Genomic DNA, 14,594 nt, shown 5'->3' with positions numbered 1-14,594 from the left:
GGTCATACGGAAACATTTCCGCCTCGGTTCGTTAGTCGAATGAATGACGTGCGCGCGCAGTTCCGAGAAACTCGGGGGTTGCGCGCCACTTTGCACGTCCTAGGTCGGGCCGGAACATGGCGCCCAACCGGCAGCAGACAAGCGAATACTGAAGGAAACCGATGAACGAGCAGACCCTCGACCCGACGATCCATATCCGCCAGCTGGGCGAACGTGCGCGAGAAGCCGCGCGCGGCCTCAACGCTGCGAGCACCGAGGCAAAGAACCTCGCCCTGCGCGAAGCCGCGAACGCACTGCGCAAGGCAAGCCCGGTGCTGCTCGACGCCAATGCCGAGGATGTCGCCAGTGTCGAGGGCAAGAAGCCTGAAAGCTTTATCGACCGGCTGCGCCTGACTGATGACCGGATCGAGGGTATGGCCACCGCGCTGGAGCAGATTGCCGAGCTGCCCGACCCGGTCGGCCGCTTGCTCGCACAATTCGATCGGCCCAACGGCCTCAGGATCGAAAGGGTAGCCGTGCCGATCGGGGTCATCGGAATGATCTATGAATCGCGCCCCAATGTCGGCGCCGACGCGAGCGCGCTTTGCCTCAAGAGCGGCAATGCGATCATCCTGCGCGGCGGCAGCGAAAGCCGCCATTCCACGCGCGAGATTGTCGCCTGCATGCGCGCAGGCCTCAAGGCAGCGGGACTGCCGGAAGACGCCGTCCAGACCGTGCAGACCACCAGTCGCGACGCGGTTGCCGCATTGCTAAAGGCGGATCAGTATATCGATCTGGTGATCCCGCGTGGCGGGCGCGGCCTGGTCGAACTGGTGCGCGACCAGGCGAGCGTGCCGACGCTGCTGCATCTCGACGGCAACTGCCATTCCTATGTCCACGAAAAAGCCGACCTCGCCAAAGCCGCCGATGTGATCTGCAACGCGAAGCTGCGCCGTACCGGCGTTTGCGGTGCGACGGAGAGCATCGTGGTCGACCGCGCGGTGGCGAAGGAATTCATACCCTTGCTCGCTGAAGCGATGGCCGAAGAGTGCGAATTGCGCGGTGACAGCGACGCGGTCGCCATCGATGCGCGGCTCAAACCCGCCAGCGATGACGATTGGAGCACGGAATATCTCGACTCGACGGCTTCAGTAAAAATCGTCGGCGGGCTGGACGAAGCGATTGCATGGGTCGAAAGCCACAGCTCGCATCACACCGATGCGATCATGACGGAAGATGATGACGCGGCACGCCGCTTCATGACCGCCATCGACAGCGCCATCGTGATGCACAATGCCTCGACTCAGTTCGCCGATGGCGGCGAGTTTGGCATGGGCGCCGAAATCGGCATCGCGACCGGCAAAATGCACGCGCGCGGTCCGGTCGGGCTGGAGCAGCTGACGAGCTTCAAATACCTCGTACACGGCAGCGGCCAGACCCGCCCCTGAACCGCAGTTTCAGTAGCGGGCCCGCACGGACAGGAAAGCGTTGGTGCCGGGCTCTGCGAACCCTACCGTGCGCTCGAAATCCGCGTCGAACAGATTGCGCACGCTGCCGGTTACGGTGATCGCTTCGCTCGCATCCCAACGGATTTCTGCGCCGATGGTCTCGTAGCCGGAATTGCGGACGAAACCGGTCGGAACTGATGAATCGTTGAACGCACCGACAATCTCCGCATCGACGGCAAGACGCAGGGTCTCGCTCACTGCCCAGCCTGCGAGCACGCGCCCGGTCCATTCAGGCCGGAACCGCAGCAATGCACCATCGCGCGATTCGCTTGTCTGGTGGGTGATGGCCCCTTCAACGGAAACCGGTCCAGCGGCCCCGGAAACCGCCAGCTCTACCCCCTCTGCATTGACGCGGGAGCGGTTTACATTGGTGAACAGGTTGGGATCGAAATCGATCAGATTGCTGTACTCGGCCCGAAACAGGGTGAGCGAACCGCGCCACGCCTCGTCAGCCGACTTCAGCGCCACGCCCGCATCGTAGACCGTGCTGCGCTCATCCTCCAGATCGGGGTTGGCAATCAGCGGATAGCCGAGCGCGAACAAGCTCGGCCGTTTGAACCCTTCGGCGTAGCGGGCGAAAAATTCCACGTTCTGTGTCACCGGCGCGGACACACCCAGCCGCGGGCTCAGACGCGCCTTGCCGCCTTCGGGCCAATCGATCCGGGCCGCTGCAGTCGCCTGGACCCCGCCGTCCGGGCCAAGCGTGGCGATGGCGAAGATGCCCGGCATATCGCGCGAGAGGGTGAATTCGGTGGGAATGGCGAAGCCGAAATCGATCTCGCCCACACTGGTGCCCGTTTCATGCACAAAGGATGCCCCGGCTTCGAGCTGGATATTGTCGAGCGGCCGCCATGTTGCGCTTGCTGCCGTATCGACCCGCTCGAACGCGCTGTCCGTGATGATCGGCGGCACTCCATCGAGCACTCCGGGGGCAATGCCCGGATTGCTGCTCTCGAAATCGCTGCGGGCGTAAGACCCGCGCAGCTGCAGCGTCACGTCTTCGCTTGCCTGCGCAGCAAAGGCCCCGCCAATCACGAACTGCCGTCCTTCGCGCGCCTCGGGATCGGGCAGTACCGCCAGCCGCGGCCCTCCGCTGTCCTCGGGAAAGCCAAGGCTTTCGCTCGCGCCGTAAAATGCCACCAGATCAAGCGACAATTCGGGGCCGAGATCGGGCGAAACCAGCATCATGGCGTTGTCCCGCCTGAGCCGCGTCCCGGAATAGAGATCGTCGGTATCGGTATGGCTTGCCGCTACGGTAACGCCGGCAAACGCCGCATGAGCGCCCACTTCATAGCGGCCCTCTGTGCCTAGCCCGGCAAAGCCTCCGACAGAGCTGCCTTGCGGTGCGCCGAGTTCCACTGCGACGATACCGGACAGGGCATCCGCCCCGTAGACGGTCGAGCGCGGGCCGCGAAGGATCGCGAGCCTCTCCACCAGTTTCGGATCGAGCCGGGTGAAATCGAACCCGCCGCCAGACGAATTGAGCGGATCATCGACCCGCACGCCGTTGATCGTGACCGGCGCGAAATTGGGCTCGCCGCCGCGAATTGAAACATAGCTGCCCCCGCCCGGCCCGCCTTTCTCGAACGCGAACACGCCCGGCACGAGGCTCAGCCGGCCAGTGACCGAGACCGGAGCCAGCGTTTCGATCGCCTGCCGGTCAAGCGCGGCTGGCGGTGCCGTGTCTGTCTGTGCCGGATCATCGATCGTAGCGGTGACGACGATTGGCGCGTCCTCCTCCTGCGCCAGTGCTGCGGCAGGCCAGCTGACCGCAGCAATCGCGACCGAGCTGGCTCCGCAGATGTAAAATCTTGATCTGGTAGTCATTTTTCAATTCCTCGGCCCACAAAGAGCGCTAATCTTTTTGGGCATTACCGACCGCGCCCGGTTCGCAGCCACGCCCAAAACCTGTATCCGCGCCAAAAAACAAGGGAAGCGTAGGGCCATGGATAAATTTTCCAGTGTTTTCGTCAGTCTCGGGATCGTCGCGGTCTCGCTGATTGCAGGATATCTGGCGGGCGACATCCTCCACACGCTGATCAGGCTGGTGCTCCCACTGCCTTCGGTCGAACTGTCCACCGGCAATCTGGTCACCACCGGGATCTATGTTCTGTCTGCCAGCCTGGTGATTTTCACTGCGCTGGCCTTTTTCCGTCCGGCACCATTGTTCGCATCGGCCGAGCGCGCCGCGACGCAGGTCTATGCCTGGGGGGCAGCATGGGGCGCGGGATCGCTGGCCCTGTTCCTGCTCAGCTCCAGTGTGTTTCCGCACCAATTGCTGGTCGGCGCTTTTGCCATCGGTGTGGCGCTGTTCGGCCTCGGCTATGCCGCGCTGGGCAAGGACAGCGATGTTGCGGGCCGCAGCAACTTCACCGGCAGGCTGGGCGCTTTCGCCAAGGCGCTGTTCGGGCTGTTGCGCAAACCATTGGCGTGGCTCGCCATACTCATCACGCTTGCCCCGCTGGGCGCTGCAGCAGCCTATGTCAAAAGCCAGGAATTTCGTGACGCGGTCGCAGAGTTCCGCGTGCGCCAGAATGTCTCGGTCGATGGCGACTGGATTACCGTGCCGGTCAACACGAAGACCCAGCTGCTCCAGCCGATCATGATCCGGATGGAACCGGGCGCAAGCAACCGCATGCTGGTGCTTGAGCGCGCCGGACGCCTCTACCGGATCGGCTACCCGGATGACGGCACGAAGGAACTGCTGGTCGATTTCTCCGCTCAGGTTGGCGAGGTCAATCTGGAAAACGGCGCAATGGGCTTCGATTTCGATCCTCGCTATACGCAGGAGGACGGCAGCGCGCGCTTCGTATACCTCTATTTCACCAGCTACACGGCCGACGCGCAGACCAATTATCTGGCGCGTTTCGACCTTGCGGCCGGATCGGCGCAAGACATTCTCGCATCGCAGCAGAACCTTATCGCCGTCGGCCGTCCGCCGTCGCAATATCACAACGGCGGCCATGTCGAATTTGGCCCCGACGACATGCTCTACCTCTCGCTCGGCGAGATGGACATGCCGGACAAACAGCAAACGATCGACACGACGCTGACCGGCGGGGTGCTGCGGATCGACGTGATGCAGCAGGGCGGCGCAATTTCGCGCCCGATCGCCCGCCAACCGCAGAACGGTACGACGCAGGGCTATTACATTCCGCTCGACAATCCGTTCGCGGACAATGGCGATGCGCTGGGTGAATTCTTTGCCATCGGCCTGCGCAATCCGTTCCGCTTTGCGTTCGACAAGAGCACAGGCAATATCTGGGCCGGCGATGTCGGCTCGACCGTATGGGAAGAGGTCAATCTGATCGCTGCCGGCAACAATTACCAGTTCCCCTTCGTCGAAGGGCGCGAACCGACCGATGTGGCCAGGCCCGGCACTGTGATCGGCAAGGAAACCGGCCCGGTCTACACCTATCGCCACACCGCTTATGATCGCTCGATCATCGGCGGGCTGGTGTATCGCGGATCGCGCTGGCCATCGCTCGAAGGCAAGTACATCTTCGGGGACAATTACTCCGGCAAGTTCTGGGCGATCCCCGCCACCGGCGAACAGGTCGAAACCGTGGAAACGCTGGGTCAGGCGGACAAATACGCTCAGCGCGGCTTCACCTCGATCATCCAGGCCCCCGACGACAGGATCCTTATCACCGTGATGGGTTCTTCCAATTCGCCCAACGGAGCGATCGTCGAACTGGTCCGCAAGGATGGCGGCGCGGGTTCCTCCATCGGCGGCGGCGGAGAAGCAGCGGCAGCTGCGCAGGTCGCCATGACCGAAAAAGAAATCCATGAAAGCTTTGTGACCAATTGTGCCCGCTGCCATGGCGAGCAGGGGCGCGGTGACGGCCCCGATGCGGAAATGCTGACCAAGGCACTCGGAGCGGCGCCAACGAATTTCCTCAGTGCCGATTTCGCCAACCGTCCCCGCCCGCTCATCCGCCAGGCGCTGGTCGGCGGCGGCGCGGCGGTCGGCATGTCCGAGGCCATGCCGCCATGGGCGGGCGTGCTGGAAGACGAAGAGATCGACGCATTGACCGACTATGTCATCGGATTGCGCGAAGGCAGCGACGGTCCCGCGCCCGAATAGCGCGGCCCTTCCCTGCGACAAGCTTGCGTGGTACGCTCGCCGTCTGACGGGGAGGTCGGGAAAATGTCTTCACTTATGCTGCGCGGAGCGATCTGCGTTGCCGCAATGTCATTCATGCCTTTGCCGCTGGCTGCCGAGACGATCGAAGAGCTCGACGTCATGTCCGATGCCGCCGAGGATAAGGAACTCGGCATGTTCCTGGCGCGCGACTATGCCTCGCGCGGCGAATATCTCGATGCCATCGCGACGTTGGAGCGGGTTCTCGCTGTCCACCCGAAATTCGACGAAGCGCGGCTGCTCCACGCGATTTTCCTGTGCCGGATCGACGATACGCTGGGCGCAGCGGTCGAGTTCGACAAGCTGCGGCGCAAGAAATATTCCGATGCAGAATGGAACGACGCGCTTGCGCAGTGCGGCTTCCAGAAGGCGGAGGGCTGATCAATGGCTAAGCATTACACCTTCACGTCCTTCAAGCTCCTGATGGCCGCGATTGCCGGCCTGTTCATTGTCGTCGGCCCCGCCGCATCGCAGCAGGTCCGCGTGGGTATCGCAGCGACTGTCACGGGCGATGTCAAATTCAGCAACAAGGCGGTCACCAAGCCCAAGAAGGTCCAGCGCCGCCAGCGCCTCAGCTGGGGCGACACCATGCGCACCGGCGGCAAAAGCAAGCTGCAGATGCTGCTGCTCGACCGCTCGACAATGACCATGGGGTCCAATTCCCGCCTCACGATCGACCGCTTTGTCTATGATCCCAATGGCGGGCGCAGTTTTTCCAGCACTATTGCCAAGGGCGCATTCCGCTTCATGTCCGGGAAACGTGAAGAGAACTCAGGTGGCCAGTTCAACTCGCCATCGGGCTCTATCGGCATTCGCGGCACCGCAGTCGATTTCATTGTCGGTGGACGTGCGGTCGATCTCGCCAAAGAAGAGGAAGGCATCCCGCGCGGCACCGATCATGACAAGGACACGGCGATGTTCGTCGTCCTGCGCGGTCCGGGCCCGAACGCCGTCGGCAATGTCGCCCCGGGCGCAGTCGATGTTACTGGCGCCACGCAAACGGTTACGCTCGATGAGCCTTCGCTGGCGGCCTATGTGCCCTATGCCGGAGCAGAACCCATCGGACCGTTCCGGATCTCCCCCGCCGGCCTGTCAAATGTGCAGGATCTGATTTCGAACAACGTATGGCGCGCGAACAAGGGCGGCTTTCTGGACGACCTGCTGCCGGTCTTGGGCGTAGCGGCAGGTATTGCAGTCGGTGCGATCATCCTGAGCGGTAACGACGACGATCCAAACTCGACCGCAACAGAGCCGACCAACCCGACTTCGGGCGGCGACTATTGCCAGCAATACCCGGATTCGCCGGACTGCGGAGACCGGATCGACTGATAGCCCGATGGCGATTCCCATGGGACGACATTAAACCCCGAAGCGGCCGGGCTTTTCGCGATCAGGGAGAAATGCCCGCGATTTGATCGCCGAGTCTATTTGCTCGTCGCCTGATAGACGCCGTCCCAATCTTCCCCGGGGGGCGCGGCGGCAAGGCCGGTGCAGCGATCGCGGTACAGCTGAAGCAGCGCGGCCAGACCGAAATTTCGATAAGCCTCTGCGTCATCATCAAGCAGGTGCTGCGCGCCGGACCATTGTTGAGCGCGGTAAGCGGTGAGCATGGCATTGTGCGCATCTGAGAGGCGCCCCAGTTCTTCGCGTGAGGCCAGCTCTTCATCGCCCAGCAGGCCGAAGATCGTTTCTGGCGCATCGCGGCCAACCACGCGAACCCGATCGAGTTCAAGCAGCGCAAACCCGTCGAGATTGGCCGCAAGGTCGCTGCCGATCACAATCGGCACGCCATACGTCTTGGACAATCCTTCGAGCCGTGAAGCCAGATTCACCGTGTCGCCAATCAACGAATAGGACAGGCGCTGGCTCGACCCCATATTGCCGACGCAGCACAGGCCTGAATTCATCCCGATGCCGATCTTCACCTCGCCCGGCCATGGCACGTCTTTCTTTGCCTTGGCCATTTGCTCATTGAGCGTTTTCAGCCGGTCGATCATCGCCAAGGCGGAGCGCGCGCCATTGCGAAAATGTTCTGGATCGTCGAGCGGTGCGTTCCAGAAGGCCAGGATCGCATCGCCCATGAACTTGTCGACCGTCGCCTTGCGTTCGAGCAATTCGTCGCACATCGGGGTGAGGAAGGCGACGAGGAAATCGATCACCGCCTTCGGGTCCATCTGTTCCGATATCGCGGAGAAGCTGCGGATATCGCAGAACAGAACCGTCATCTCGCGTTCTTCGCCGCCAAGTTCCAGCTTGCCCGGATCTTCTGCGATCTGGCGCACCAGCGCGGGCGAAAGGTAACGGTCGAACGCCTGATGAATATAGGCGCGGCGGTGCTCCTCGCGGTTGAATGCGAACACTGTCTGCAGGCCGTAGACTGCGACTAAACCGAGCACCGGATAGGTCGGGTCGATCAACAGTCCTTCCTGACTGAATGCCAGCCAGCTGCCCCCGCCAACGCCCAGAATACCCGCGCTACCCACAGCGGCGCCGACCACTGCGCCGAGTCTCGGCAGTAGCAGCGCCAGCGCTGCGCCCAGAATGATCACCAGGATCCGTTCCAGCCCCCATGCCCAGTCGGGCCGGACGAGGAACTGCTGTTCGATCATCTGCTCGGCGGCCTGGGCGTGAACCATCACTCCGGCTTCTTCGTCATTGAGCGGAGTGGCCACGATGTCGCGCAGACCGGTCGCGCCGGTGCCGACAAAGACAATCCGCCCCTGTACCGCGTCGGCCAGTTCTTCGATGCTGGTGCCTTCATCCAGCACCTTCCACGCCGGAATTGTTCGGTCAGGCTGTTCTTCGCTGAACCAGACCCAGATTTCGCCCGCTTCCGTGGTCGGCACTTCGAAGTCGCCAATCCGCAGAGATACGACCGAACCGGGCGCTCCGCCGCCCTCGCTCGACGCATCGCTCATGGTGATGACCGTCGTTCCTGCCCCTTGCGCCACGCGTAGGGCTTCGACCGAGAGCGCGGTTACCGCCTGCCCGTCATACATCGCCACCAGAGGCGCGCGGCGGGTGACACCGTCGTAATCCTTCTCTTTGGTCAGGAACCCTGCCCCCTGTGCCTCCGCATCAAGAACAGGCAACGGAGCAATCACGCCCTCGTAGCGCTCGACTTTTTCAGGGTCCGATCCAGCAATCGTCACGCCAACAGGCGGCTCGTATTCGCCGCCCCGTTCGCTCTTGTAGAGGAAATAGCCGCTGACGACGTTGGTCTTCGCGAAGCTTTCCGCCAGCGCAGCATCGTTGCCGGGCAATCCATCGAGCCGCGCGGCGGTTTCGCTATCCGGGTCGGAGCGGCGCAGACCGGCGGCGATGGCTTCCGGCGAAGTGCGGTCCGGTTCGGAGAACACGACATCGAACGCGATCACCGCGGCGCCGGCCTCAGACAGACGCTCTGTCAGCCGGGCGATCTGCGTCCGCGGCCAGGGCCATTGGCCGACGCGTTCGATCGAGTCTTCATCGATATCGACCACGCGAACCGAGGGATCGCGATATTCACGCGGGGCGGCCTGCTGGTACAGATCGAACACCTGCAGTCCGGGCAGGCGCAGCAAGCGCAAGTCCGCCCACTGCAACAAGGCGACGGCCAGCATCGCCGCCAGACCGACCGCGATGGCGAGCCCGTTGGCGCTATTCCGCAGGCGTTCGAACATAGTCCCCTCCCCCCTCGCGGACCTTATGCCGGCCCCTGCACTTTGCAACCCGTCAACCTTTGCGCGCTACGGCCATTCCAAGGTTTTTGAAGAGGAGCACATACAATGTTCAGCTGGTTCAAAAAAATGTTCGGCCCGGAAATGGCGCCAGAGGGTCCGGTCACTTTCGATTTCGAGGAAGAGATAGAAGCCGCGCCGGAGCATATCTATGCGCTGATCGACTGCGCGAGCGAGAGCAACTCCAAGCGCGAGCTGGGTCACTCGCTGGTCCGGGTCGGCACCGATCCCGAACAGTATCGCTACACCATGCAGCAGATGCCCGATGCGCATTTCCTGATGACTGTAACCGAGGCTGTGCCGGGCAAGGTCTATGCCTACGATTGCTCCGCTGAAGTCCAGAAGGGGAGGCTCCGGTGGAGCAAGGAGCGCTACACGATCGAGCAGCAGGACAATGGCAAGTGCCTCGTCATCCAGCTGGTCGAAGCGCAATTTGACGAGCCGATGCCGTTGGACGAATACTCGCAGCATGTCGCGATGATGGCGATGGGCTGCCACAACGCGCTGGAGAAACTGCGCCTCCATGCCGAAGAGGGTGCGCAGGCCGTGCTCGATTTCGAGGCCCAGCAGTTCGCCGACTGAATCCTCGTGACCGCGCCGTTAACCGCTCCGCTTCAGCCGGTGGAAACCCAAACAGGCGATGAATCCGCCTGCAGATTGGGAGCACGCGCCATGCTGGCACGCTTGATTACAGATGAAAGCGGCGCGACCGCGATTGAATACGGGCTGATCGTGGCACTGATCGCGATTGCGATGATTGTCGCGCTGCAATCCACCGGCAACGAGCTGTCGACCACCATGAGCACGGTCGAGACGACGCTGGGCGGCAACAACACCGTTTGACGCGTTAACCGTCCGGCAGGGTTTGCCCGCCACAATGCCCCGCATGATCCGTAGACTGATCTCCGACGAGAGCGGCGCGACCGCCATCGAATACGCGCTGATTGCCGCGCTGATCGCCATGGGTGCGATTGTCGCGATGCAGGGCGTGGGCAACGAGGTCACCAAGAATTTCGAGGATGTCGAAGCCAAGCTATCCTCAGCCGGTACCGCCTAACCCGCCGCAAGGTCCTCGCCGCCCCCACTTCAACCGCCCCCATTCTCCCAACCATTTTCCTACATCGCGAAAATCTGCTTCACGCTCTGCGATGAGCGATAGACCCGAGACCCCCGCCGCCCCTTCCCTCACGCATTTCCTGCCCGTCCCGCGTCTGAAAGACCGGTCGAACGGGTGGAAGCCGCAGGTCCAGCGCGCGTTTATCGCGGCGCTGGCGGACACCGGCTCGGTCGCCAGCGCGTGCAAGCGGGTCGGGCGCAGCACGCACGGCGCCTATGCGCTGCGCCGGGCCGAGGGGGCGGAAGCCTTCGCCGCCGCGTGGGAGGCCGCGCTCGACCACGGGGTGCGCCGGATCGAGGACGCCGCGATGGACCGCGCGCTCAACGGCACGGAAGAGACGATCCACTACCACGGCGAGCACGTCGCCACCCGCCGCCGCTATAACGAGCGGCTGGTGATGTTCATCCTCCGCAGCCGCCTGCCGCAAAGGTTCGGAGCCGACAGCCAGGGGGGAACGCCGCCCGGCCACAAGGGCGCAATCGGCACAATGGAGAAACGCCGGCTCAAACGGAAATGGAAGGCAAAATGGCGCAAGAAGTGGCGGGCGGAATGGGAAGCCGCCCTGCCCGAAAACCGGATGAAAAGCGCAGCCGAGGCGCGCAAGCTGATCGAGGCCAAGCTGGAAGACCTGCGCCAGCGAGTCCTCACAAGGGACAGCTATGAGTGGCGCGAACTGACCCCGGAGACCCGCGACGCCTACCGCCACTACAAGACCCTGCGCGCCCGCGACCTCGGCCGCAAAGTGGAGAGGGAAAGTCACCTGCCGAGCGAAGCCGACCTGGCAGCAGAACGCACGGCAGAGGAAGCCCGCTATGGCAAGCGCCGCGGCACAGTGCAGGAGGAAGAACCGATGCCGCTACCGCCGCCGGGGTGGCGGGATAAGACGGAGGAGCCCAAGGACAGCGGGCCGAGGATCAGGACGATGAAGGATGAGGGGTGGGATTAGCTCAAGCTGGACTAACTTTTCGTTTATCGCAAATTCGAAACCCTTCAGGAACAGGTTTGAATTTATCACTGCTTTTAGGCCATGGCGTGGCTTTGCTCTGATGCTGTCTTAGTGCGGTTATATCAATATCTACGACAGCCAAATGATCGTTCAGCCCACCTCTAAGACGACAAATGTCTCTTTCCCATGAATTTTTCATGGGTGCTCTCACCCTACTATCCCCATAGCTCCTGTTGTTACATAGAGTGACAAAGCAATGGACGTCGATAGCAGATGATTCTGTGAGAGCTGAAAATGTCTCTAAATCTTGGTTCCAAGACAAAACGAATAGCGAGTCCACTCTTCCTTGCGCAGCCCTCCTGTACTCGATGTTCGATAGCTCGCTGCAAACGAGTACATTAAAGCAAAAGCCAAAATGCTCATAGACCGGCTTCGATCTAATATGAAAATCAGACCATCGCCTGCCAAATGTTTGTTGTAACTCTTGATCTTCATGAGGGGCAGGCAAGCATTTGGGCTGCCTGATTTGAATTGTCGATGGATAGCCCAATCTATCATCTCTAAGTGCAAGGACTGCAGAGCTATATATACGCTCCTTTGAAGGGTAGCTGTAATCCACCCCTGCAATTAAACTAACCCCTGATTGCCTTAGAAATTGCGACACCGTCGGAATCCATCGTTCGGGCACAGCCAATTCTGGAAGTATCAAATAGTCGGGTCGAGGGATCGTTGTTACCGCCTGATTGATTATCCCTCGGATCGAACGGTAACGTTCAGGTGAAACATCATTGCTGCCACTTGCTCCAACGTTCCAAGTTTTGAGCGTAGTCGCAAAACTCGAAATTCCGAGCCGTATGGGCCTGCCATAAGCTTCGCCATTAAGCTCAACTACTCGGTCCACATCGTCAATTGTGGTCTCGGTGGTGTTCAAGCCAACCCCTTGGCCTGCATCGCCGGCCACATGAATGTGAAGATCCGTAAGTTGATCTGTTTTGGTCCAAATGCCCCGTAGCGCCCGTACGTACCGCGACCAATTGCGAGCAGACGCCAACGAATCCTGGTATACACATTGCTCCGCAGCGGCCAGCGCCACCTCTTCTGCGGGGTATGGTCGTGTCGGGAATAAATATGGAAGCAGTGATTCAAGTTTTTCTTCGGAATGAACGTCAATTTTGCCGTCATCTAGACGGACTCTGCAGACGGACCTCCGGTTGCCAAGGAACTCTCTCAAGTCATCGATGCGCGGATATAGCGAGTAAACGACTTCCTCGTCTGAATTCGCTACCCGTCGGACATGTGTCTCCTGCGCATATCGGTAAGGAATTCGGCCCCAATCAGACGAGATGGCAGCCGCCGAACTTTCTTCTAATTCGTCTGATGATAGGCCCAAATCCTTCAGAATTGCACCAAGCGATTTTCTTTGCGAATCTTGAAAAGTATTTTCATATGACCTGATCAAGGCCTCGCGGAAAAATTTGGTGATTGCGACTTCTGTTTCCGTCCAGATTATGTCATTGGCATTATTACCCGAACATCCATTTACGGAAAACTTTCGTCCGCTCGCCTCACGAATCTGGAGGATTGACTTTCGAGTTCGAAACAAAATCTCTTGTGCTTGAGCATAATCTTGAACAGATATGGCTATCGAAAATAGCCAAGGGACCTTATCAAGATGCTCAAGTATTCTGTCGGCCCTAATTACATGGTCGTTTGCAAAGCGATAAACGTTCTTACGCGCCTCAACCCAGTCCCCAGAATCTAAATCTTTTGTCAATACGCTCAACGAGCGCAAAAGGATCGACCAACCAAGTCGCCTGAGCGTAAGTCCATCGGCTTTACGCAGCGCATCCACTTCATCTGAAGCGCTGTTACCACTCGCCAAAACCTTTGCTGAGCTCAGCCGGTCCAAATCATCGACTGAAGGCATCAGCCTTCTCTCACTTGATACTGATTGGATTTGCTCAGAAATATTCCCAAGCAAATCCAGTCCTGATGCGCCGCTTAGGAAGAAAACCTTCCGCTTATTCGATCCGAAGCAAATTTTTGATCGCCCAGCCCAAGACGGGTTATTGTATTTAAGCGAATAGTCTTCGTCTTCTATGGATATCGATGGGACCTTTTGTGATATGAACTGAACTAGGTCAATTTGATCATCAAAGTGGGAGCGATCTGAGATTACCAGAAAAATATCATCGACATACCGCGAATAGTATAGCGGTGACAAATTTCTCTCAAAATCTCGATCTAAAGAGCTCAGAAATACGTTCGAAAGTACTCGAGAAACACTTAATCCTATAGGTAGACCGGAATTATGCTCCCCGGCATCTTGGCAACCTACTTTTTTCATCAATAAGTCGCAAGCAGCGCGCCAATGTTGAACAAGATTCAAGATCGACTTAGTGAACTCCCTCTCCCACGGAGTTATCGTGATACCAGATGCTTCTAGAAACTCTGGATGGATGGCGAAATTTGGATCAATAGAGTGATAGAAATTCGAGACATCGAGCGTTATTGCAGCCACATCTCTCTCATTTTTTAGCGCGTCCTCGAGCGCTTTGAGACCGCCGTCGCGCCAATCCTTGTACGGCCGATAATATGGCTCAAAACTCCCGATTGCATCGAGGTGATACTCGCCAAGGTCATGAAGACCTCTTCCCTGATATCGACGCAATCGAGATGCTATTGCGCTCTTGCCAAGGGCTGCGTCGTATTTATGACCAATCAAATTTATCCAAAGCGCCGACAGAATGTGTTGATTTACAGAGAAGTCACCGACGAATCTGAATTCAGGAACCAATTCTTTATTTGGCCAACTCTTGCGCTCACGATCAAAACTCGACCAATGGACGTGTGTAGACTCTTTCTTATCTGAAAAGTTTGCGCGTTTTGGAAGTACAGTAACGGATGGTCGCGGGGACGAGACAACCGAATCTATCTCTCCGGCTTGCAATTGAACTAAGAGGTTCTGCAAATTTGCGGCAAGTTCATCCTCGTAAAGCACAAACTTTTCAGCTGCGCGAACCGAGGTTTCGTAAAACCGATCAGCTTTCGCTTTTCTGAACGCATAAAAGAGATCACGTAAGTGAAGGCCTTCCCAAGATTCAAGCAAAATTCTCTCCACGCCAAGCAACTTCTATATGTCGTGCATAGCTTGGAGATGTTGAAAAGATACACTTAAAAA

General features: G+C 59.4%; 11 protein-coding genes. 8 read left to right on the top strand and 3 right to left on the bottom strand.

The window, feature by feature from the left end; genetic code table 11:
* The first annotated feature begins 161 nt into the window (after nucleotides 1-161).
* On the top strand, nucleotides 162-1,427 hold the full coding sequence (locus E0502_RS11885) for a glutamate-5-semialdehyde dehydrogenase (RefSeq protein ID WP_137678210.1): 1,266 nt from the start codon (nucleotides 162-164) through the stop codon (nucleotides 1,425-1,427).
* Nucleotides 1,428-1,436: 9 nt separating this feature from the next.
* Here the strand turns inward: E0502_RS11885 and E0502_RS11880 are convergent, their stop codons facing one another.
* Nucleotides 1,437-3,314, bottom strand: a complete 1,878-nt coding sequence (locus tag E0502_RS11880) for a TonB-dependent receptor plug domain-containing protein (RefSeq protein WP_137678209.1) — start codon at nucleotides 3,312-3,314, stop codon at nucleotides 1,437-1,439.
* A 118-nt stretch (nucleotides 3,315-3,432) separates the two neighbouring features.
* On the opposite strand from E0502_RS11880, the gene E0502_RS11875 reads away from it, so the two are divergent.
* The 3 genes from E0502_RS11875 to E0502_RS11865 all read left to right on the top strand — a co-directional run bounded on the left by E0502_RS11875 (nucleotide 3,433) and on the right by E0502_RS11865 (nucleotide 6,960).
* Entirely contained in the window at nucleotides 3,433-5,574 is a 2,142-nt protein-coding gene (locus tag E0502_RS11875) for a PQQ-dependent sugar dehydrogenase (protein ID WP_137678208.1), read from the top strand.
* A gap of 63 nt (nucleotides 5,575-5,637) precedes the next feature.
* Nucleotides 5,638-6,012: a tetratricopeptide repeat protein gene (locus tag E0502_RS11870; protein ID WP_137678207.1), complete on the top strand. Its 375-nt coding sequence runs from the start codon at nucleotides 5,638-5,640 to the stop codon at nucleotides 6,010-6,012.
* A gap of 3 nt (nucleotides 6,013-6,015) precedes the next feature.
* Nucleotides 6,016-6,960 (top strand): FecR family protein, encoded by a 945-nt coding sequence (locus E0502_RS11865; protein ID WP_137678206.1) that lies wholly within the window; start codon nucleotides 6,016-6,018, stop codon nucleotides 6,958-6,960.
* A gap of 95 nt (nucleotides 6,961-7,055) precedes the next feature.
* Here the strand turns inward: E0502_RS11865 and E0502_RS11860 are convergent, their stop codons facing one another.
* Entirely contained in the window at nucleotides 7,056-9,293 is a 2,238-nt protein-coding gene (locus tag E0502_RS11860) for a CHASE2 domain-containing protein (protein ID WP_137678205.1), read from the bottom strand.
* Nucleotides 9,294-9,398: 105 nt separating this feature from the next.
* Between E0502_RS11860 and E0502_RS11855 the strand changes: the two genes are divergently transcribed.
* From E0502_RS11855 to E0502_RS11840, 4 genes are all read left to right on the top strand, one after another.
* Complete coding sequence (locus E0502_RS11855) at nucleotides 9,399-9,932, top strand: hypothetical protein (RefSeq protein ID WP_137678204.1); 534 nt, start codon at nucleotides 9,399-9,401, stop codon at nucleotides 9,930-9,932.
* Between the two features lie 90 nt (nucleotides 9,933-10,022).
* The gene (locus E0502_RS11850) at nucleotides 10,023-10,193 is read left to right on the top strand and encodes a Flp family type IVb pilin (RefSeq protein WP_137678203.1); all 171 of its coding nucleotides are present in this window, start codon (nucleotides 10,023-10,025) and stop codon (nucleotides 10,191-10,193) included.
* A 43-nt stretch (nucleotides 10,194-10,236) separates the two neighbouring features.
* The gene (locus E0502_RS11845; RefSeq protein ID WP_240049049.1) at nucleotides 10,237-10,407 is read left to right on the top strand and encodes a Flp family type IVb pilin; all 171 of its coding nucleotides are present in this window, start codon (nucleotides 10,237-10,239) and stop codon (nucleotides 10,405-10,407) included.
* A 91-nt stretch (nucleotides 10,408-10,498) separates the two neighbouring features.
* Nucleotides 10,499-11,413 (top strand): hypothetical protein, encoded by a 915-nt coding sequence (locus tag E0502_RS11840; protein ID WP_137678201.1) that lies wholly within the window; start codon nucleotides 10,499-10,501, stop codon nucleotides 11,411-11,413.
* A 1-nt stretch (nucleotide 11,414) separates the two neighbouring features.
* Here the strand turns inward: E0502_RS11840 and E0502_RS11835 are convergent, their stop codons facing one another.
* Nucleotides 11,415-14,534, bottom strand: a complete 3,120-nt coding sequence (locus E0502_RS11835; RefSeq protein WP_161593775.1) for an RNA-directed DNA polymerase — start codon at nucleotides 14,532-14,534, stop codon at nucleotides 11,415-11,417.
* Nucleotides 14,535-14,594 lie beyond the last annotated feature (60 nt).

Origin of the sequence: Parerythrobacter lutipelagi (assembly GCF_005434975.1) — a bacterium.
Taxonomy (GTDB): Bacteria; Pseudomonadota; Alphaproteobacteria; order Sphingomonadales; family Sphingomonadaceae; genus Parerythrobacter_A; species Parerythrobacter_A lutipelagi.
This window is presented reverse-complemented; position numbering and strand designations above follow the sequence as displayed.